This is a genomic window from Thermosporothrix sp. COM3 (genome assembly GCF_059696735.1).
The window spans coordinates 1,706,507-1,726,160 of the sequence record NZ_AP019376.1; the positions used below are offsets into that span (position 1 = coordinate 1,706,507).

The 19,654-nt window shown below is 53.9% G+C and carries 19 protein-coding genes; 12 read left to right on the forward strand and 7 right to left on the reverse strand.

The window, feature by feature from the left end; all coding sequences use genetic code 11:
- Positions 1 to 57 precede the first annotated feature (57 nt).
- Positions 58 to 246 (forward strand): hypothetical protein, encoded by a 189-nt coding sequence (locus tag KTH_RS07415; protein WP_111325264.1) that lies wholly within the window; start codon positions 58 to 60, stop codon positions 244 to 246.
- Here the strand turns inward: KTH_RS07415 and KTH_RS07420 are convergent.
- Together KTH_RS07420 and KTH_RS07425 are read right to left on the reverse strand one after the other, a co-directional pair.
- Entirely contained in the window at positions 209 to 1,231 is a 1,023-nt protein-coding gene (locus tag KTH_RS07420; RefSeq protein ID WP_497617555.1) for a cytochrome P450, read from the reverse strand. The genes KTH_RS07415 and KTH_RS07420 overlap by 38 nt on opposite strands.
- Before the next feature lie 263 nt (positions 1,232 to 1,494).
- Positions 1,495 to 1,911, reverse strand: coding sequence for a PPOX class F420-dependent oxidoreductase (locus KTH_RS07425; RefSeq protein WP_111325262.1), 417 nt, complete (start codon positions 1,909 to 1,911; stop codon positions 1,495 to 1,497).
- A gap of 250 nt (positions 1,912 to 2,161) precedes the next feature.
- Between KTH_RS07425 and KTH_RS07430 the strand changes: the two genes are divergently transcribed.
- A complete protein-coding gene (locus KTH_RS07430; RefSeq protein ID WP_211326334.1) occupies positions 2,162 to 3,853 on the forward strand; it encodes a phage antirepressor N-terminal domain-containing protein in 1,692 nt (563 codons plus the stop codon).
- A 70-nt stretch (positions 3,854 to 3,923) separates the two neighbouring features.
- Here the strand turns inward: KTH_RS07430 and KTH_RS07435 are convergent, their stop codons facing one another.
- Positions 3,924 to 4,760 carry a manganese catalase gene (locus KTH_RS07435; RefSeq protein ID WP_111325260.1) on the reverse strand — a complete coding sequence of 279 codons (837 nt, stop codon included), beginning with the start codon at positions 4,758 to 4,760 and terminating at the stop codon, positions 3,924 to 3,926.
- 419 nt (positions 4,761 to 5,179) lie between these two features.
- On the opposite strand from KTH_RS07435, the gene KTH_RS07440 reads away from it, so the two are divergent.
- The 4 genes from KTH_RS07440 (at position 5,180) to KTH_RS07455 (ending at position 8,139) form a co-directional block, all read left to right on the forward strand.
- Positions 5,180 to 5,701, forward strand: a complete 522-nt coding sequence (locus tag KTH_RS07440) for a ClbS/DfsB family four-helix bundle protein (RefSeq protein WP_170142882.1) — start codon at positions 5,180 to 5,182, stop codon at positions 5,699 to 5,701.
- Positions 5,702 to 5,807: 106 nt separating this feature from the next.
- Positions 5,808 to 6,245, forward strand: coding sequence for a hypothetical protein (locus KTH_RS07445; RefSeq protein ID WP_497617559.1), 438 nt, complete (start codon positions 5,808 to 5,810; stop codon positions 6,243 to 6,245).
- Between the two features lie 150 nt (positions 6,246 to 6,395).
- Positions 6,396 to 7,325, forward strand: coding sequence for an LLM class F420-dependent oxidoreductase (locus tag KTH_RS07450; RefSeq protein WP_497617561.1), 930 nt, complete (start codon positions 6,396 to 6,398; stop codon positions 7,323 to 7,325).
- Positions 7,326 to 7,344: 19 nt separating this feature from the next.
- Positions 7,345 to 8,139, forward strand: a complete 795-nt coding sequence (locus KTH_RS07455; protein WP_497617563.1) for an SDR family oxidoreductase — start codon at positions 7,345 to 7,347, stop codon at positions 8,137 to 8,139.
- Between the two features lie 290 nt (positions 8,140 to 8,429).
- On the opposite strand, the gene KTH_RS07460 is transcribed toward KTH_RS07455, so the two are convergent.
- Positions 8,430 to 8,657, reverse strand: a complete 228-nt coding sequence (locus KTH_RS07460) for a hypothetical protein (protein WP_111325255.1) — start codon at positions 8,655 to 8,657, stop codon at positions 8,430 to 8,432.
- Between the two features lie 557 nt (positions 8,658 to 9,214).
- On the opposite strand from KTH_RS07460, the gene KTH_RS07465 reads away from it, so the two are divergent.
- From KTH_RS07465 to KTH_RS07480, 4 genes are all read left to right on the forward strand, one after another.
- Entirely contained in the window at positions 9,215 to 9,766 is a 552-nt protein-coding gene (locus KTH_RS07465) for a TetR/AcrR family transcriptional regulator (RefSeq protein ID WP_111325254.1), read from the forward strand.
- An 18-nt stretch (positions 9,767 to 9,784) separates the two neighbouring features.
- Positions 9,785 to 10,120: a DMT family transporter gene (locus KTH_RS07470; RefSeq protein ID WP_137686405.1), complete on the forward strand. Its 336-nt coding sequence runs from the start codon at positions 9,785 to 9,787 to the stop codon at positions 10,118 to 10,120.
- Between the two features lie 450 nt (positions 10,121 to 10,570).
- The gene (locus tag KTH_RS07475; protein ID WP_497617565.1) at positions 10,571 to 11,323 is read left to right on the forward strand and encodes a siderophore-interacting protein; all 753 of its coding nucleotides are present in this window, start codon (positions 10,571 to 10,573) and stop codon (positions 11,321 to 11,323) included.
- A 141-nt stretch (positions 11,324 to 11,464) separates the two neighbouring features.
- Positions 11,465 to 12,088: a superoxide dismutase gene (locus KTH_RS07480; RefSeq protein WP_111325252.1), complete on the forward strand. Its 624-nt coding sequence runs from the start codon at positions 11,465 to 11,467 to the stop codon at positions 12,086 to 12,088.
- 66 nt (positions 12,089 to 12,154) lie between these two features.
- Here KTH_RS07480 and KTH_RS07485 read toward each other — a convergent pair whose 3' ends face one another.
- The 3 genes from KTH_RS07485 to KTH_RS07495 form a co-directional block, all read right to left on the reverse strand.
- Entirely contained in the window at positions 12,155 to 12,784 is a 630-nt protein-coding gene (locus KTH_RS07485) for a P-loop nucleotide/nucleoside kinase family protein (RefSeq protein WP_497617567.1), read from the reverse strand.
- A 96-nt stretch (positions 12,785 to 12,880) separates the two neighbouring features.
- On the reverse strand, positions 12,881 to 13,495 hold the full coding sequence (locus KTH_RS07490) for a hypothetical protein (protein ID WP_497617569.1): 615 nt from the start codon (positions 13,493 to 13,495) through the stop codon (positions 12,881 to 12,883).
- 90 nt (positions 13,496 to 13,585) lie between these two features.
- Positions 13,586 to 16,306 carry a hypothetical protein gene (locus tag KTH_RS07495; RefSeq protein ID WP_111325249.1) on the reverse strand — a complete coding sequence of 907 codons (2,721 nt, stop codon included), beginning with the start codon at positions 16,304 to 16,306 and terminating at the stop codon, positions 13,586 to 13,588.
- Positions 16,307 to 18,053: 1,747 nt separating this feature from the next.
- Here KTH_RS07495 and KTH_RS07500 point away from each other — a divergent pair.
- Complete coding sequence (locus tag KTH_RS07500) at positions 18,054 to 18,314, forward strand: hypothetical protein (protein ID WP_497617572.1); 261 nt, start codon at positions 18,054 to 18,056, stop codon at positions 18,312 to 18,314.
- Between the two features lie 699 nt (positions 18,315 to 19,013).
- Entirely contained in the window at positions 19,014 to 19,652 is a 639-nt protein-coding gene (locus KTH_RS07505) for a TetR/AcrR family transcriptional regulator (RefSeq protein ID WP_497617574.1), read from the forward strand.
- Positions 19,653 to 19,654: the final 2 nt, after the last annotated feature.

The window sequence follows — 19,654 nt, forward strand, 5'->3', positions numbered from 1 at the left end:
AGAAGAACCCTCTCAATTGTTTTGCCAATCTTACAGCAGGAAGGATCAAAAAGAAGTATGTCATCATCACGTATCACAGTCGGCAAGTTGCTTGCATTCCTCATTCCCCTGAGCTGTTGTGTCAGCGCAGTTGCCTGGGCAATCGCCATCGGGCGCTTTCTGCTCGAACGCGAACGAAGCAAGGTTGAAGTGGCACGGCTCCAATCGCTCACCAGCGCACCGGCAGATGCTGAACGCCCAGAATAAAGCTGCTTGGAACGGCCTGCAATCGGGCTTCAGGTTCGATATGGAGCCCGGGCAGGCGTTGCAGGACGACCTTCCATGCCGTCGCGACCCCGATCAGCACAAGCGGTTTCCCAAGACAGTAATGCATTCCATGCCCGAAAGAAAGATGAGGGTTTGAAGCGCGGTAGATGTCGAAGCGGTGAGCGTGGGGGAAAGCAGCGGGATCAACATTTGCGGCACCCAACCAGAGGTTTACAATGTCTCCCTCGGCCAGCGCATACCCATCCAATTGCGTCTTCTGAAGCACTCTGCGCGTCACACACTTCACCGGGGAACGATAGCGTAACACCTCTTCTAACGCCCGGGGCAGAAGCGCTGTATCAGCCTGGACCGCGCTGTACGCCTCTGGTTGCTCGCTCAGACAAAGGAGCGTACTTCCGATCAGGTGCGCCAATGGCTCAAGGCTTCCCGCAAAGAGCAGCTCACAGAAGGCGACAAGCTCTCCCATAGCAAGCCGCTGGCCATCAACGACAGCCTCAGCAAGCGCACAGATCAGCCCATCGCTCGTGCTACGGCGGCAGACCTGGACCAGGCGGGAAAAATAAGCGTCCATCTGTTGCATACACTTCTGACGCTCCTCTTCATGCTCATCGAGCACAAAGAAATAAGACCAATAGCGCAGGCTTTCCTCATCTTCAAAGGGGATACCAAGTATTTCAGCTAAAACGCGAAAAGCGAAGGGGGAAGCAAAATCAGCGACGAAGTCCATCTGCCCACGCGCCTGCACCCGATCAAGCAGGCTATGCGCATGCTCGACAAGCCGTTTCTCGCCAAGCATCACCAGATCGGGGCTGAAGACCCGCGACAGCAGCGTGCGAAAATAGGAGCGTCGCGAGAGCTCGGTCTGGCTCTCTTTTCCCTCGATTCGGGAGGCAAAGGTATCAGGAGTAGAAAGCGCTTCGTAGATGTCCTTATAGCGAAAAATATGCCACATTTTCCGCTCCATATCGTAGAAAACGGGGTGTTCCTGTTGCATTTTTTGATACCACTGCACAGGATATGCTGTTATTGCCTCAGAGAAGTCGACATTCATCTTGTATCCTCCGGCAAGCTTCCTCCGATCCGATATTCTAGAATCCAATATCGACAGGCAAGCAGAAAAAAGGAGAGAGCAAACAGCCTCCTTTCACCGCTTCAACCATCTTCTGAAGCGGCGTGAGAGCTCAATTCAATCTCCTATTTGTATCGTACCGGATGCCCCTATGCGTATCAATAGCTCAATGGCTCGATGGCGATATAAGCTCGCTTCTCAGGCGGCTGTTGGAGCCAGAAGCGTCGCCCTTTCAGCAAGCGATAGAGCAAGATGCGCTTAAAGCGATATTTCAGAGTGATTGCCCGTTCTGCCTGATAGATCTCTTCGGGCGTTTCCAGTACGCGGGCGGTTGCTTCAATATAATTGCCGGTCACGCTTCCGTCGGCTCGACAGGCCGCGACAGAGACACGCGGCGTCTCGCGAACCCGCGCCAGCTTGCCTGCACGAATATCGGTGCCAACATAGAGCACGCCATCCTGTTCCGCGAAGCACACAGGTGTGGGGACGCCTTCGCCGTTGCGACGAAAGGTAATCATGCAGATATAGTTTTCTCTTTTTAGTTCAACCCAGGCGGTAAATGCTTGAAGTGCCATATGTTGCTTCTCTCTCCTCACCACAAACGCATAGAAAAAGTGTAGAGAAGGCGCAAGGAGATATATGTTTTAACACTATACCGGCTCTTGTCTCAGGCGTCAAGATGATGTTCTCCCTGATTCTACCCATTTTGGTAGCGAAAAACCGGACCATTTGGCTACCGCTCGTATGCTAGAAAAAGGGGAGAACCTTGACAAACAGGAGAGGAGCAGGCACAATGCAAAGAGAACAGACGTTGAAACAGGGGATGTGCACTCAGTTCCTCTCTACATTGGAGGTCGTAAAGCCTTGATGGAAGATCACGCCACTGAGGGAGGCAACAACCTGCCTCACAACCCTCAGGAAGAGCCGGGAGCGCTCGCACCGGATGAAGAAGTCATTTCGCAACAAACCGTTCAATTTCTGGATGATAGCTTGCTTGTTCTCCTTACTGCAAGCGATCGTCTGTACATCAGTCTGCCGAATCTCTGCGCTGCACTTACCCTTAACGCCCGTGGACAGCTTCAGCGCATCCAGCGCACGCCAGGTTTGGTAGAAGGGCTGCGCCTGCTTCCTGCGCGGACTCGTGGTGGAACACAGCGCCTGAACTGTCTCTGGCTGGAAAAGCTACCAGCCTGGCTTTCTGGCCTGCATCTTCGCGGCACCAAGCAAGCCTCACGCGCCAAAATCAAGCAATACAGAGACCAGGGCGTTACAGAGATTACGCGCCTCTTCTATGCTGCCGAGTCGCCCGCGCTGCCAATGCTTCCAATACAGGGAACGCTCCCCTTTCCCGCAACCGAAACGGTGATCGAAAGCAGCATCGAGACCATGATGACCCTCGATCCCACCCTGACAACGCTGCCCACCGTCACCCCCGATCAACAGGAGTTGCGCGCGCTCATGACGCAGCTTCCATACATCCCAACGTCTGAATCGCTGGTTACAACCAGTTACCAGGAGGATCGCGCCATTCGTGAAGCCACCCTGGCCCGCAAAGTAGAATGGGAGGAAGAACCTGAATTTCAGCGCATGCGTTATATTGCCTCAAATAAACTTCATGTCTATTTCGGAGACCCGGATCACCCATTAGAGCTCAACGAAGCCCTCGAACGAATCCGCTCCCTGGGCGAAAGCACCATCCTGACCGCCCGTATTCTGCTTGGTCTCTGGAACATTCGGCGCTGTGAACGTCAGCTCGCCAAAGACGGCAGTGCGGCCATTCGCGTCGATGAGATCCTTGAATGGCGCGGTGTGCAGAAGCATAGCCGCACCTATTCCCTCTCGGAAAAACGCTTCTCAGACGGCTTCCAGTGGAAGCACAAGCAACAGGTATTTCTCGACGTGAAGCTGCTCGAACATTGCTACCTGCGCGGACATCACACCGTGATCGTGCGAGGCCGCGCCCAGCGCTTCCGCATCAATGGGCCCTACCTGCGCGTCACCTCGGTCGAAAAAGTGAAGACAGGCGAGCAGTCAGAGATCGTAGGCTACTTCATCGCTCCCGGCGCATGGATCAACACCTACGAGGAGCACGGGAACATCTTTTTTGCCGAGATCGATCGGCGCGTCTTTCAGCTCAATCCGCAAAACGATCAACTTGCCCTGCGAATCGCGCTGTTTCTCACCGAGCACTGGCGCCAGCATGCCCGAACCGGTCAGTACGCCCACCCGATGGTCATGCGCGATCTGCTGACCGCCAGCATGATACCCATTGACACACGACACCTGACAAACCGCTTTGTCCCGCGTGTCGAGGCCGCTTTGATGAAGCTGCTCGAACAGGGCGTCGTGGGAGAGGTCAGCTTGCTGACACCGATTGACAAGCAGAAGGCGCACTGGGGGCGCGATTGGCTGGCCTCGGAGTGGCGCATCTTACCGCCATCCAGCCTGATCAGCCGCTATCTGGATTCGATTCAGAGCGAGCTGCCAGAGGGGCGCCGCCGCCGCACCAGCTACTAGAACGCATTTCCATAAAAAGAAGAACGGCGTATCCGCACTGGATAGGCCGTTCTCCATCAATATATCTTGATTATTTTTTGATACGGGCAGGATTCTTCATCATCACCGTCGTGTGCGACTCGTTCGGCGCTGGTGCAAGCTGCGGCACGTCGCCGAGCGGCTTCGCCTCGACCATCTGGAACTGGCCCTTCCCATCAACCGAGGTTCCCTGAGCAAAGCGCGAATCTGCCGGCGGAGCGACCTTCGATTGCACAAAGAATTGATAACTGAACTCCTGTTTTTCCTTCCCCTGTGGGAAGTCGCCTGGCACCGGCAACGGCTGATCTAGCTCCTCTAAAACTGCAAGCCATTGATTCTGATGCATCGTGTCTCGCGCGATCAGGAAAGCAAGCATATCTTTCATACCGGGATCATCGGTCATCTCCCAGAGCCGCGTGGCGAGCAAGCGCCCGGTACTTTCAGCCATCACATTCGCATACATATCAGCCGCGAGATTACCCGAGGCCACAACCCATGAGCCATTGAAGGGATTGCCCTGACTGTCTTCCGCGGTCGCTGCCAGGCCCGCCGAGAGGTAATGACGCGGATTCATGCCGCCGAGGACCGCTGCCACCGCAGGGCTGGCCGCCTCGGCTTCTTCCTGCATATGCGTCGGTGCGCCTTCCAGATTGAGTGCAACCGCGGTCGCGAGCATTTCTATATGCCCGATCTCTTCGGTGCCCGTGTTATAGATCATATCTCGATACTTGGCGGGCCCACGGAAACCCCAGGCCTGGAACAGATACTGTAAACAGACACGCATTTCACCTTCAATGCCGCCGATCGCCTGTTGCAGCATTTTTGCAAAGACGGGATTCGGCTTCTCGACACGTACTGGATATGCAAGATGAGGATCGCTGAAAAACATTATGGCTCCTTTTCTCTTCTCACTAGAATCAACTCCACGCAGATAGTATCTCTGCTCCATTTACAGCCGAATGTGCACGACTTTTGCTCGATTTTGTAACAAGTGTCTACAGCATGAGTTCAGCAATGGAAAGGTAACATCCTTTTTCTTTCTATCAGGGGAAACAAGGCGAGCCATATGAAGCAGCTCCAGAAGCGAGGGGAGAGAGAAAGCAAACAGTGTCTACCGGGACATAGAAGGCTGTCCGCTTTCTCACGAAATAGCCTCGCGCATCTCTGTCACAAAACGATCACGATATTGTCGCAAGATTGTCGTGATTGTGGTATCCTTTTTGAGTAGAACATTTCTTCTTGACTTTCCCCTGGAACATCTGTACAATGGGCAGCAGTAGTGTCGTTGAGGAAAGGACAAGGTGTTTCATGATTGGTTATCCCGCCATTGAGCGCCTGCGCAAGGCCGACATGCTTGACCAGATGCAGCATGAGCACGACGCACTTATTGCTTCATTCGCATCCATGACCGAAGACGAAATGCAGCGACCGGGTGTCACCGACATCTGGTCGGTCAAGGATCTGCTGGCCCATCTGACCGGGTGGGAGCAACTCTTTCTGTACTGGTATCGAGCGGGCCTGCGCGGTGCTCGCCCGGCAACACCCGCCCCTGGCTTCTCGTGGAGCTGGGAGGATCTGCACGCCCTGAATACGCGTCTCTTTGAGGCGCATCGCGATGAACCGACCTCCACCATTCTCCGCGCATTTTATCGCTCCTATGAGCAAATTTACCGCACTGTGGCGGGCATGAGCGAGGAGGAGATTCATGCGAAGGATCGCTACGCCTGGGCTGCTCCCTGGACGCTTGGCGACTATATTCGCGAAAACACCTGCGATCACTATCGTTGGGCCGCCGACTTGATCTATATCTGGCGGCAAAACACGCAATAATAACATCAAACGCGCCAGATGTTTTTGTCTGCTTCGTGCACAACATTTCCGTTGACTCCTCCGTATCTCATCAAAAGGAGGGATCACTGCGAAAGGATTGGCAACCATGCAGCAAGAACAGTCTGGCGACTACCAACCAATCGAGCCTTACGAGGGCTACAAAGGCATGTACGAAGAGCAACCACGCGTCCACCCCGAACAAACTGAGTTCCCCTATGACGACGCCTTTATCGACGCGCTTGCTCAACGGCTTGCGGTGCGTCTACACGAGGGCGCACGCGACAAGATCTATCCCGAATCGACGGGAGACCTCGAAGCCGAGCGGCCCCGCTACGTTGCCCAACGTACCGCCATCACCATTGTCACGTTGCTCACCTTCCTCCCGCTTGCCTGGCTCTGCTTCAGCATGATTGGCGGCTTCCTGGCCTTTCTCACGTTGCTGTGCGTTGGCGGGCTGATCGTCGGCGTCTACGACATCGCTATGAACAGCTTTAAAGCCGACAGCAAAGAGAGAAAGAAGAAGAAGAAGAAGAAAAAGGAGTAGCGTTTTTTTGATCGCGGGATGGTGGCACCGGCGCGACATGCGGCTGCTTTCCTTTCTATTTTCGCCTGAGCTGGACAAAATAGTCAAATCGGGACATACTAACAAAAGAAGCAATGGAGGTATAGTAGACAAATAGAGAGGAACGCACACATGAAGGTCGGTCTCTTTCTGCCGCAAGAATCGCATGCCCGCGAGGCGATTGAAGCCTATGAAACAATGACGCGAGTGGCTCAGGAAGCTGAAGCGCTTGGTTTCTCCTCGGTCTGGCTCTTCGACCATATGAACTCGATCTATCAGCCCGACAAGCTGCTATTCGAGTGCTGGATGAGCGTCGCGGCACTGGCACGCGATACACGGCGCGTCCGCATCGGCCAGGTCGTCACCTGCAACGGTTTCCGCAATCCTGCGCTGCTGGCGAAAATGGCAAGCACCGTCGATGTGCTGAGCCACGGGCGGCTTGAAGTGGGCATTGGAGCGGGCTGGCACGAGCAGGAATGCCACGCGTATGGCTTCCCTTTTCCCGACACGCCGACGCGCCTGCGCCAGCTACGTGAGGCCGTCACCATCCTCAAGGCGCTGTGGACGCAGGAGCATGTCCACTTTGAGGGCCGCTATTATCGCGTTCAGGGAGCAATCAACCAGCCAAAGGGAGCGCAGCATCCCCATATCCCGCTGCTGATCGGCGGCAAAGGTGAGCAGATCACACTGCGTCTGGTTGCTCGCTATGCCAACGCCTGTAACTTTACGCATCTTTCGCTTGAAGAAATACAGCACAAGTTTTCATTACTTGAACAGTATTGCGAGGAATACGGGCGCGATCCTGGCGAAATTCGGCATACAATATTTGTGAATGGCGTTCTCGCCGCAACTGATGAGCAGGCACACGCAATCGTCACAGGTGGACCGGGCAAGTTTTCGCCTGAAGAAATGCGCGTGCGTGGCCTGCTTGGTAGCCCGATGACGGTGCGGCAGCGCCTGAACGAGCTTGAGCAAGCGGGCGTCGACGAAGTCATTGTCTCGCTACATAGTGTCACCAAGCGGGAACCGCTTCGCTTGCTTGCCGAAGCGTTTGCAGCATAAATACTGGAAAGGAAACAGCATGGATCTGGGTCTTACGGGAAAAGTGGCGCTGGTCATGGCCGCCAGCAAGGGAATAGGAAAAGCGTGTGCGATGGCTCTGGCAGCCGAAGGAGCCACTATCGTTATGGGCGCACGCAACAAAGAGACGCTCCAGCAGGCCGCAGACGAGCTTCAACAGCGCTACAACGTGCCGGTACTTGCACTCCCAACCGATGTGACAAAAGCCGCAGATATTCAAGCTATAGTGGAAGCAGCCGTACAACAATTTCAGCGCCTTGACATCCTGGTAAACAATGCCGGAGGGCCGCCTTTTGGCTATTTCGAGTCCTTCGATGACGCCCAGTGGCAGGCCGCGTTCGAGCTCACCTTGCTCAGCACCGTGCGGCTGATTCGAGCAGTTCACCCCCATATGCGTAGCAGCGGTGGAGGACGCATTATCAACATCACCAGTACATCGGTCAAGCAACCAATTGACGGACTCCTGCTCTCCAACGCAATTCGACCGGGCGTTATTGGCCTCGCCAAGTCCCTTTCGGTCGAGTTCGCCCCTGACAATATCACCATCAACAACGTCTGTCCGGGGCGCATCCTGACAGACCGCATTCGGAGCGGCTCAAGCGTGCTCTCGCGGACCGCTGCGGGTGCAAGCGAGGAAGAAGCTCTCCGTGATCTCGCGCAGGATATCCCGATGAAGCGGCTTGGAAAGCCCGAAGAGCTGGCCTCACTGGTTGCGTTTCTGGCATCGGAACAGGCAAGCTACATTACGGGGACCACGATTCCGGTTGATGGTGGGCTGGTGCGTTCGCTGCTCTAAACGGGCAAGCGACGAGAAGAGGTGGTCCACTCTCTGGCTCCATTGAGCGGGACCACCTCTTTACCATATCGAGAATTCAAGGGGGGATAGCTGCCCGGAACGGGCAATCCGGGCAGCGGCAGGGTACAATGAGAACACCTCCTGCTCCAGACGGAAGAGAGGCAGTCAGGGCGTGTCCTTATCTTGTCTATAACTATACAGGCCAATTGTGAGAGATCTATGATAGAAAAATCAAATAATTGTAAGCAGAATGTAAAGCCGCATAGATCCTCTCACAAAGGTCTGGTAGATTACTTTTTCTGTTGCTTCTGCACATTTTCGAGCGTTTCCGCAATCATCGCGATCGCGTTTTCACCGACAATCGTGTGAAGGCGCGAATGAAGCGTGCTCATTGCCTCCATACGTGCTGTGATAAACTGATGTCGCGAGGAACCACAGGAGATACCGGTCAACCCATTTTGCGCCGCGCAGTATTCCAGTTCGATCTGCTGGAGAAGCTTCGCTACTTCACTTTCCATAAAATGCCGCAATCCTTTCTGCACACTTTCCACAAAAACAGCATTGAAATGTTCAATTTTTCTAATGCACTCATAAGCAAGCCGCTAAGAGCATCGATAGCGCGTCTCACGCTGGCTTACCGACAAACATTCAAAGGATCCTGTACAAAAGTATCAAAAGTATTTCAAGTATAGGTGACCAGCCAGTCGAAAAGCAAGGGGTACATCGATCCCGATCACGACAAATGGCGTTTCCCGCGCTTCCCGGGCAGTCTTAACAGAAGAGACGGCCTTGTAGACCGCCTTCTCAAAAGTAGGACATATTGGCTATCGCCGGCTCTGTCTTTATTATCAATAAGAGTTGCCTGAAATGGGAAATAGCATCATATATGCAATATATCTCATGTATGCGTGGAAGCGAGGAACAGTATCTCTGTGGCCTTTGTGCATCTCTCTATTTCTGGCTGCATCCTTCATCGTGACAAAGAAAGATACCCCTTGACAACCAACCGTCCAGACGGTACAATCAAAACAATGAAAACTGACCGTCCAGACGGTTTGTACCAATGAGGTTGACGATGAGTGATACAAAAGGATCTGCCGCCACCCGTCAGGCGTTGCTGGAAGCGGCGCTACGTGTGGTGTTGCGCGATGGAGCAAACACCCTGACACTCGACGCGGTCGCTCATGAGGCAGGCTTGAGCAAGGGCGGGCTGCTCTACCACTTTCCGAGCAAGCAGGCGCTTCTCCTGGCGCTGGAACAGTCCTCTTTCGATGATTTTGACCGGCTTTTGCATCAGTATATGCAGGAAGAGCAGAAAGAGAAACCCGGCCGCTGGCTACGGGCCTATGTCAAGGCAGCCTCCGATCCTGAGCAACTCGATCTGACGTCAGCAATGATGGTCAGCCTGCTGAAGGAGCCTGACCTGTTGCAAGAGCTTCAGCAGCGCTTTGCAGCCTGGCAGGAACGGGCTGTACAGGATGGCGTTGACCCTGCACTTGCTACATTGGTGCGCCTCGCCGCTGATGGCCTCTGGTTCGCTGATCTGCTCGGGCTTGGCAAGCCAGAAGGAGAGCTACGCCAGCGCGTGCTTGCTCTCTTAGAAGAGCTGACCACAAAGGAACAATAAACAATGAAAGGAACAGCTATGAATCCGATTTCTCTTCTTTTTCTCGCAGGAGCGATTGTCTCTGAAATCATTGCAACCTCTTTTTTAAAGGCATCGGAGGGGTTCACCCGCTTGCTTCCTGGCATTATTGTTGTAATCGGATATGGAGCAGCATTCTATTTATTATCGCAGGCGCTCAAGCTACATATGCCGCTTGGCATCGCCTACGCAATCTGGTCGGGAGCAGGCACAGCGGTCATTGCGCTCATCGGGATAGTGTTCTTCCGTGAAGCGCTCAACTGGGCAACCGTTCTCGGCGTCCTGTTGATTATCGTGGGCGTTGTCGTGCTCAATGTCTTCGGAAACGTTCACTGACCCAACCCGCCTCAGGCGCGTGCGAAGGGCAAAGGAGCCAGACGTGCGCCTCCTCTCCTGTACCTCGGGCACATGATAGCCAACGCTGGCAGCTTCAGTCCAGAGCCGGGATACACAGACAAGCAGACAGATACTCATCTATCCTCAGCAACGGAGCACAGCCGCGCGCTGAGATAGCAGAAAACAAGATAACAAATACCACGCATTCCACAGTACTCTATATAAAGAATAGACCAGACAAAAATCTCCCCTGTTGACATGTCTTCCCAAAAATAACAGGTAGCCAAAATCCCCCTGGATACTTCGCCTTTTTTTGCTTGACAAGCAATCGCTGAGCATGTTAATATCCTACCTGACAACTCGGATATTAGGGTACCCTAAATAAAAAAGAAGACTGCTTCTGACGCGCCATTGTACAGAACTTCTTAGTAGAATAGAGAGCAGAGAAGTATGGAGACACAGAATATGTCCGAACTACAACCGAACCGTATGGCCTTTCGTCATGGCGTCATTCTCAAGCGAGAGATGATCGCACAGAACATGTTGCTTCTTCGCATACGCTCGGAGGACTGTCGCGGGCAGGCCTGGCAACCCGGCTCACACATCGGCGTCTTTCCCATCGAGCACGACAAGCTCCACCGCCATTACACCTTCTGGCAGATCGATCCCGAAGCAGGCGAGTTCGATTTGCTGATCCTGCTGCATCATGGCGATGGTCCCGGTGTGGCCTGGGCGCAAGCCGCACAGGTTGGTGACGAGATTACCTATCGTGGTCCCAAAAGTACGTACACGATCGACCCTGAAGCGCCTTACTATCTTTTCGCCGCCGAAGAAACGGGAGCGGTCGCGGTGCAGGCGCAGATCGGCCTTCTCCCCTCAGAAATGCGTATATTCGGTGCTCTAGAGTCCGATTTTCCAGAAGGCGAGATCCCGACCCCGGCAGGTGTCAGACCGCTTCCCTGGGTCCATCGACGCGGCGAACCAATTTCCGAGACGGGTGCGCTGGTTCAAGCGATCCGCAAGCTGGATCTCCCCGAGGAGCCGGGCAAAGCCTACCTTGCAGGCGAAGCGGGGCAATGTCTGGCGATCCGTTCTTATTTGATCAATGAGCGTGGGTGGCCGCGTGAGAACGTCCACGTCCAGCCATTCTGGATTCAAGGGAAGATGAGCAAGGCGGAGGTACGCGAGCTGCTGGAGCGATAAGCACTAGCCCAAATTGGTAGGGTGACTTGCCCGAAAGGACGGTGCACTGCGCGCTTAGCAGGAGTATACTCTAAGCCAGACAGCACAATGTCATTGTAATGAGACGCACGTCATACGGCGTGCCTATGGAGGTTTTTAAGTATGAGCTACGAACTACCACCCCTGCCTTATGCGTATGACGCTCTTGAACCATATATCGATGCACAGACCATGCAGCTCCACCATGACAAGCACCATGCAACCTACGTTACCAACCTCAACGCCGCCGTCAAGGATCTCCCCGAGCTTGCTTCCCTGCCCGTTGAGAAGCTGATTCAGCGCCTGTCCGATGTTCCCGAGAATGTGCGCACAGCCGTGCGGAACAACGGTGGTGGCCACGCGAACCACACCATGTTCTGGAACATCATGAAGCCTGGTGGCAGCAACGCACCTACCGGCGAGCTTGCCAGCGCGATCAATGAGACCTTTGGCTCGTTCGATGCGTTCAAGCAGGCATTCAACGACGCAGGTGCCAAGCGCTTCGGCTCTGGTTGGGCATGGCTGGCCCTCGACCGCAGCGGCAAACTCTCGGTCATCTCGACCCCGAATCAGGACAGCCCGCTGATGGACGGCCTTTATCCGGTCCTGGGTAACGACGTGTGGGAGCACGCATACTACCTCAAGTACCAGAATCGCCGCCCGGAGTACCTCAATGCCTGGTGGAACGTCGTCAACTGGGACGAAGTTGCCAGGCGCTACGAAGAAGGCCGCACCGGCAACTGGTAATCCAGCCGCATTTCTCCTCTTCCCGCGACCGTGCGGGGAGAGGCTTTTTTGTGTTGTCTCCCGCCTTTACCGATCAAGCACGCGCTTCACCCGCTGATAGAGCTCCTCATAGGCGATGGCGTCAAAGCAAGTTGTATCAAGCATGATAAGCTCCCCTCCGATCTCAAGCGGCTCCATTCTCCATTGCGACGGCAATTCAGCGGTGCTCGTGGGCATCCGCGCCTGATCCATATGGCCTGGATGTCGTGCACCAGAGGCAATACGCTGCTTCATTCGCTCAAGCATCACTTCTACATCCGCATGGCAATAGATTTGCAGCGGGTAATACGGGCTTCTCTGCTGTAAACGCTGAAAGTCGGGGTGCGCGTATGCCGGGTAGAATGGGCTCTCGACAATGCAGTTCAGCCCGCTTCCGAGCAGGGTTTCCGCAAACTGATACAGCAATAGCATGCTTGCCTGCCCGAGCCGCCGTGATTGCGCAACCGACGCGCATTCAAGCACGTCGCAGAGCGTTTCCTTGATGGCATCCTTCGTGACAAGTGGCAACGAGAAGCGCTCAGCGAGGCGTCGTGCCAGGGTTGTTTTTCCGGTTGCAGGTAACCCGGCGACAATGATGAGTACTGGCAGCGCGATCGCGTCCTGTTTTTCCCTGCTGGATGCCGTCAAATTGGCGTTTTCTGGCGTTTTCTGGTTCAAGGATATCCCCTTACACATTCCCGCTTCCAAATGGCTCAATTTTGGGCTTTTTGGACGGGTTCTTCATATCCGGTAACACATATGCCTGGCCGCTTGTCAGGAACCAGCAGCATGGGGAGAAGAAGGGGCTTTTCGTTCCGCTTCAAGCTCATGAACGCGCTTCTTCAGCCGCCGGAGCTCGCTTTCCTTTCGCCGAAAAGCCTGCCGATAATCGCTAGAAAAGGCGGCCAGTTGCGCCATCTCCGCCGCGAGTTCCCGCTGATGGAGCCCGATTTGCTCGGTAATCGCCTCGATCGCCAGCGCATGAATTCGCGAGACAAGCAGACCGTGCTGAATTGGATCACCTGTCCATGCGCCAAAGAAGCGGAACCAGGACGCTTCACCCGCATCAAGCGTAAAGCCAACTGTCTCAACCATCGGAAAGCCAAGCGAGCGCCCAAGTTCCATGATGTAGGGGTGATGCGGCTGCGAGGCGTACTCAAGCGCTTCCACATGCAGGGTAATGAGCCTGAGCAACTGCGCAATCGCGACCTCCGCGTGCTCGCTCCGAAGCTGATCTGCTGCTGTGGGAGCCGAGGGCGTATACGCCTGACACTGTGCGGCAAGCGAGAACTTCCAGCGAGATAAACCCAGGAACAAAGCCAGTTCAGTGGCGTATCCCCTATCGAACGTCTTCTGCGCACGGCTACTTTTGCGATGTTCATTCAGCATATGCAATTTGAAACCTCCTGCAATCGTATTGCATTTTTCGCACAGTATAGCATCGACCTTCACGCCTTTTCAACAATGCAACCGACCGACCTATGCATAGGGATCTTCGGACCGCAGCTCAAGCTCGACGAGGTATGCCATGTACTCTTCAAGCTCGCCACGCGCCCGGTTGGTCCACATCACGTTCGGGTAGCAGCGACCGCAGATGTAGACGGGACGCAGGCCCTCGGCAACATAGCCGATGGGGCAGCCACAATCGGGACAGGGCTCCTTCAGCGGGATCGCGCTATATGCTCCATTTTGCGCGAGATATCTGCTGAATTGCACCGGATTACGGAAGTGCTCTTTCGGCTCGATTCGCTGCACCCGGGGAAACTCGGGAACCACGCAGGCTGTCTCTGAAGCGTCGTAGTAGGATACTACGTCCTCTGCTTCAGCCTCGGGCTGCTCATAGAGCATGTCGATCTCACCTGAAGCAACCGCATAGGTCCACGCGTACTGCAAGCTGTTCACCGTCTCGAAGAACGGGCTAAGCAGCACAAACTCATCCGTGTCGCGCAAGCCACGAAGCGCCACCAGCGTACTTTCACGCACCGCCTCATCCTCAAACGGCTGCTCGTCAGCAGCATCCTCTGCCTGCTCGTCCGCGACATCCTCTAGCTGCTCGTCAACAACATTGTCTGCCTGCTCGTCCGCGATATCCTCTGGCTGCTCGTCAGACAACTCTTCCACGACATCCTCTGGCTGCTCGTCAACAACATCGTCTGCCTGCTCGTCAGCAGCACTCTCTGCTTGCTCATTCGCTCCCTCAGCAGGCTGCTCTTCTGTCTGCTTGCTTGGGATGTCTCCCTGCTGCTCGTTTGCTTGATCGTCAAACTCCTCGTCTGGCTGCTCTACAGCCTCAAAGGTCGATTCAACCACACGATCCTCAGGAACGGGCTCATGTAGCTCTACAGGCTCGGGCATAGGGGAATTATGTGGCTCGGCGTCCACATCCTCATGGGGCGGTAAATGACCCAGTTTCAGAGCCCGTCTGACCGAGAGCCAGATGTGATTTGCGAAGACGCGATTGAACCACGGCATGCGATGCGGCTTGCCATCTGCTTGCGCATAAATCGAGGCTCGGAGCGCCTTTTCGCGGATGTGTTGCATGGCGTCGTAGTACCACGTGTACACGGTCTCGACGTCGATTTTGAGGAAGCGAGCGCACTCCAGAACGCCACTGAGCAGGTTGCGGAAATAGCTAACAGTCGAGCGTTGCTGAGTATCGCGGAACTGGGCAGAGATGTCCTCGCCGAACCGATAAATTGCGGTTGGTAGTTTTACACTGCTCGCTTGCGCCTTTGCATTGTGCCGAATAGCGTGGTAAACTGCTTCTAGAGCTGATTTATCCAGGCTTTCAGGCTCACCGAATTTCTTATAGTCTACGGTACCTTTTTGCTTTGCTTTACTGTTACGTTTCGCTTTACCCCCGACTACTCGCTTGGTTTGCGATGGCTGAGAGGGAGTAGAGGGTGACGTTGTTTGTTGGGTTACTTCGCCCGGGTGATTGTTTGTTTGCTGGAAAGAGGGCTGCTCGGTTGCCTCCGAATTGTCTTCAAGCAAATCTTCACCCTCGACATCTACATTCGAATGTATAGTCGAACTATTAAACTCTTGATTACTATTTCGATAGGGCGCAATTATATTTAAAAAGAATTGCGTTATTGCGGGATCTTCTTTCTCCTGTGGCTCCTGGAGCTTGTTTAGCATTGTTGCGGCAATAATGTCGCGGCTATCGGTGAAAACAATGTCTGCTTCCTGATTTTCCGCTGCATCCTTCTGCTCAAGCAAAGCCTTCTTCACCGTGCGGACATTCTCTGGCAACCGTGCAACCTTTTTGCCACGCTCTTTGTTTTTCAACTCGCGATCAATCTGCTCCATCTCGCGAGCCAGTATAGTCAGGTCGTCCACCTCTTGAGGTTTGGGAGCTGGCTTTTTCAACGTGTCAGGCGGCAGGTATTGCGCGGCCTCTTCCTCGCTCTCGTAGCAGGCGCGGCAATGGGGATTTCTGCACACAATTGTGATATTTTGCGGCTCTTTCGGTTTACGCCCGGGGCGCTTTCCATTTAGAATACGCCGGTAATTCTCGAATCGCTCGACGCGTGAGCGAATATGCTCATGTCTCTTGATATAATCGACGTACTCCCACGAAGGGGGCACGTATTCCGGATCTTTTGTCCACTCAAGATATTGATAGGCCAGGGCGTAAGCTTTTTTGAAATTCTCGTGACGCACATTGACGCACTTGACGTGCTTGCCCTCCCGTTTCGTCTCGGGCCCGACATAGTAACTGAGCAGGTCGAGACGAAGCATGACCTGAAGATAGAGCTGGATGGCGCGCTGCGAAAGCCCCGTGTAGTCCGAGAGCGCCGCTGTGCCGAGGTAGGGATCCTCATCGAGTCCGCTGAACAGCACGCAGGTAAGCCAGACGCGCCACAGGGACAATGGCAGGACTTTTTGAAGCGCATTACAGGCTCTCCTAAAGCCCTGTAATCCCTGAAACACTGGTGGGAGATCCTGCGTTTTGCGCGAAATGTGAATGAAATGGGTGGAGTCGGGCGCATCTCCCCCCGTATGCTCGCTCTGCTGGCTTGTATGGTGCTCTCGGTTATAGATCATGCGGGCATATGAAAGAGCTTCCTCAAAAGAGATACGCCCATGAAAGCACTCTTCCCGAATCAGGCGACAAGAGGGGGAATTTGCGAGAAAATCGACATGCTCTTGTGAAAAGGTTAACGTCACACTAAAGACGGTAGTTTCCGAACTCACGGTTTCTATACATCCTTTCCCACATGTTCATCTAGCCCTGCGGGTGCGTATGAAGCGGATCGCCACCCGGGACAGAAAATGTTATTTTGCCCCGAACTGTCGGGAAGCTTCACCTTCACACCTACCTCCCAGTATTTTTCTAAATGAACTACCTGCCAATAGATTATTTTTTCGTTGTAAGTACTGTTTTCTATAAATTCTGTTCGAGCTAAAATTTTTGCACGTATTATAAAGCAGAGCACTCGCCGGTTCCATACCTAAATAGGCGTATCTATGTATATGCATCGCAATATAGCCCTTTTTTAGGAAATGCACCCGTGTCTGCGGCGTACTCCCTGACACTTGCCCGGTAGTAGACAACCTGTTGTCTCGTACTAAGTGCAGCAGATCGTGATGCTGTGATCAAGGTACTGCTGTTGCGGTACTCCGCCGCCCTGGAAGCGAGTTCCTGTTTTGCATTGCACCTCAGCAACTCTCTGAAAATATCTTACTCTGGAAAAATGGGCTTGCCTAGTGCTAAAAATGCAAGCCCCTGTCGTGCATTTGAGCGTAAAAATGCACCCGACTGTAGTGGGAAAATTCACCCGACCGTAGTAAAATTCACCCGACCGTAGTGGGGGGTGTGCATTTTTCTTTTCTGCTTGAAGGAGGGTGGTCGGGTGAAAAAGAGACGAGTTTTTCGTCAATTCGTGCTCAAAAATGCGCCCGACCGTAGTACGATGGGGGTCGGGGGCGTGCAAATTCGAGTGACTACCCAATAGTACCAGGGGCCGTGTGTTTGCCAAACAGCCAGGGAGTTCGATGAACCCGTCTGTGAGGTTGGGGGCGTGTATTTGCATGAAATGCCTGAAAATCGCGCCACATGTCGGGTCGGGTTCCCGGTACCATCCCCCCTGCTTGAGTCGGGTGCAAAACGTGCTGACCTCGCTTCCATTGTGCTCTTATGTGGGTCGCTCCACCTGAAGAAAATGCGCCCGACCCCGGGGAAGAGTGGGTTTTCTGCAAGAGAAAGGGGGGGAGCGTGGGACAATGCGCCCGACCGATATCGCGGGGGTGGGCATAAGAAGTATAGATGCTGCGCTGGCCTGTAGAGCTAGAGGAAGCACTAAAAAAGGGAAGAAAAAATGCACCCGACCTGTGACAGAGATAGTGCATACAAACGGTCCTACAGAAGCCCGTATGTAAGGACGCTCGTATGCCCTTTTAAACGTCTGGCCGTTATAGAAAGAGCTTGATGCAGAGCACAATGCGGCTTCTTTCCGCATGGCAGGCCCATTGAGTGGTTATTCCGCACCCTGCTGAAAATGCACCCGACCTGTTGTGGTGGTTGTAAGAGTAAATCGGGATCGCGTTGCCTCTGGAGCCGAACGAGCTATGAAAATAAGACGAAAAATGCACCCGACCGGTGAACGGGGTTGTGGCCTCTGCAAAGGGAATGGTGTTGGGGCAATGCACCCGACCGATAGACCTGGTGGTAACGAAGTAGAATCGAGACAAAGAAGCCTGTAGAGCCGACCAAGCTACAAATTTGAAAGGGAAAAAATGCACCCGACTCCCAGAAAGGGGTGTGTATAGAAACACCTCTAACACCTCTTGAACTGCCTGTATATCCTGTTGCTGCTCTCTGGTTCTCGGGAGTGCAAAAAGGAAAGGCACGTGTATGCGATAACCCGAGAAAAAACGGGCTCTTTTGGCATTGGAAGCCCGGGAAGGGCGTGTGCAGCAAAGAACAAGCGCACCTCTGACCGTGGTGAGATTAGAAAAAGACTCCGGCCAATCGCAGGCCGCGCTACAGGCCGCCCTGTTGCCCCGAGAATCCCCCGACCCATACACGCACCTTGAACTGATGGGCATCTCGGTAGCAAATCAGCAAGCAGAAGCCTGGAATGCACCCGACCCTGAAGCCTGTAGAGCGCTCAAACGGTTTTATACACGCTCATATGTAAGGATGCCTGTAATCAGGCGGCCCGCAGAAGCTGAGTCCGTGCGGTCGGGCGCATTTCCGTGAGGTGGCGTGTGAAGGGTGTGCTCTCGCCTGGAAAAATGCACCCGACCCTCTGCCCGTGCTGCTCATAACGTTTCACAATGTCACGATCTGGTGGCACGCGAGGAAGGTGATAGAGAAGCCCTGCTTCTATGGCTTTAGAGGCTATTTGATCAGCTTTTTTCTGGGGGGAAGAAATGCGCCCGACCTGTAAAGGGGGTGTGTATAGAAGACGAGGCTGGTTCCATCGAGGGCGCTGCCCTTCGCATGCGATTTCACCCGACCCGCTTTGGACTCACCTCCGAGAATGTGCACTTACCCGAAGAGAGGGTCGGGCGCATTGATATAAACGGATAAATTGGCACTATAGGCGGAATGAGATCGTTTTTTGCTTCGGGAGAAATGCACCCGACCCCTTCAGCAGGTATGCATCAAAATGGCGATCAGATTTGCAGACAAAGAATAGAGCTTATCCAGCCGCACAAGCGGGATAAAGCCATATATTGTCTTTCGAGAAAATGCGCCCGACCTGATAAAGGGGTGTGTGTTTGCTTCCTCTCCTGAATGAGGGATCGCCCTTGCTGGTAGCAGTCGTGAAAGCAGAGAAGCAGGCGTGTCGTTTCCCTCTTGACTTTTCTTGTTGAGCTGGCATACACTACTGCTAAGGGTTTACATACTGTAAAGAGTGTATACACAATGTATAGCATTGAGGATGGAAGCTGTATGCAGAAGTGGCAGCAAACATTAGAGCAGCAACGCGTCGGACGGCGTGAGGAGCTAATTCAAGCCGCCAGAGGACTTTTTCTTGAGAAAGATCTTTCTGGCGTCACCATGAAGGATATTAGCGAGCGTGCAGGTGTGAGCCGCGTGACGCTCTACAAGTACTATCGCTCCATTGATGAGCTTGCCTTTGAGGTTCAGATCAGGATTCTCTCGGAGATGTATCGCTTTGCTGAGGAGGCGCAGCTTCATGGCCAGAACGCGCTTGAGAGGCTGCACGACCTGCTATTGACTATGTGCCACTTCGCGAGTAGCCACCCGGAAGACATCCAGTTTATCGGCCTGTTCGATCACTACTATCGTGATTCGTACCCCTCTCCCGAGCTGGAGGCGCGCTACCGCGACTTTCTGCGGTCAAGCGAGGTCTTTCAGTCCCTGATTGTGGAGGGTCAGCGGGATGGCTCGATCCGCACAGATATTCCTGCCAACACCCTTGCAGCTTTGATCGGAAACACGTCTTTGAGTATGCAGCAGCGTATGATCAGCCGCGGTCATATTCTCCATCAGGAACAGGGCATAGATCCACAGGAGATGCTCTTGTTGCATATCGATCTACTTGTTTCTTATGTACAGAAAAGGTAATA

Excerpts from the sequence above, each read along its gene's own strand:
- KTH_RS07415 (WP_111325264.1), top strand. The coding sequence starts at position 58 with ATGTCATCATCACGTATCACAGTCGGCAAGTTGCTTGCATTCCTCATT.
- KTH_RS07435 (WP_111325260.1), bottom strand. The coding sequence starts at position 4,760 with ATGTTTTTCAGCGATCCTCATCTTGCATATCCAGTACGTGTCGAGAAG.
- KTH_RS07445 (WP_497617559.1), top strand. The coding sequence starts at position 5,808 with ATGCAGCAAGAACAGTCTGGCGACTACCAACCAATCGAGCCTTACGAG.
- KTH_RS07490 (WP_497617569.1), bottom strand. The coding sequence starts at position 13,495 with ATGCTGAATGAACATCGCAAAAGTAGCCGTGCGCAGAAGACGTTCGAT.
- KTH_RS07505 (WP_497617574.1), top strand. The coding sequence starts at position 19,014 with ATGCAGAAGTGGCAGCAAACATTAGAGCAGCAACGCGTCGGACGGCGT.
- KTH_RS07440 (WP_170142882.1), top strand. The coding sequence starts at position 5,180 with ATGATTGGTTATCCCGCCATTGAGCGCCTGCGCAAGGCCGACATGCTT.
- KTH_RS07420 (WP_497617555.1), bottom strand. The coding sequence starts at position 1,231 with ATGGAGCGGAAAATGTGGCATATTTTTCGCTATAAGGACATCTACGAA.
- KTH_RS07425 (WP_111325262.1), bottom strand. The coding sequence starts at position 1,911 with ATGGCACTTCAAGCATTTACCGCCTGGGTTGAACTAAAAAGAGAAAAC.
- KTH_RS07465 (WP_111325254.1), top strand. The coding sequence starts at position 9,215 with ATGAGTGATACAAAAGGATCTGCCGCCACCCGTCAGGCGTTGCTGGAA.
- KTH_RS07475 (WP_497617565.1), top strand. The coding sequence starts at position 10,571 with ATGGAGACACAGAATATGTCCGAACTACAACCGAACCGTATGGCCTTT.
- KTH_RS07450 (WP_497617561.1), top strand. The coding sequence starts at position 6,396 with ATGAAGGTCGGTCTCTTTCTGCCGCAAGAATCGCATGCCCGCGAGGCG.
- KTH_RS07460 (WP_111325255.1), bottom strand. The coding sequence starts at position 8,657 with ATGGAAAGTGAAGTAGCGAAGCTTCTCCAGCAGATCGAACTGGAATAC.
- KTH_RS07480 (WP_111325252.1), top strand. The coding sequence starts at position 11,465 with ATGAGCTACGAACTACCACCCCTGCCTTATGCGTATGACGCTCTTGAA.
- KTH_RS07455 (WP_497617563.1), top strand. The coding sequence starts at position 7,345 with ATGGATCTGGGTCTTACGGGAAAAGTGGCGCTGGTCATGGCCGCCAGC.
- KTH_RS07470 (WP_137686405.1), top strand. The coding sequence starts at position 9,785 with ATGAATCCGATTTCTCTTCTTTTTCTCGCAGGAGCGATTGTCTCTGAA.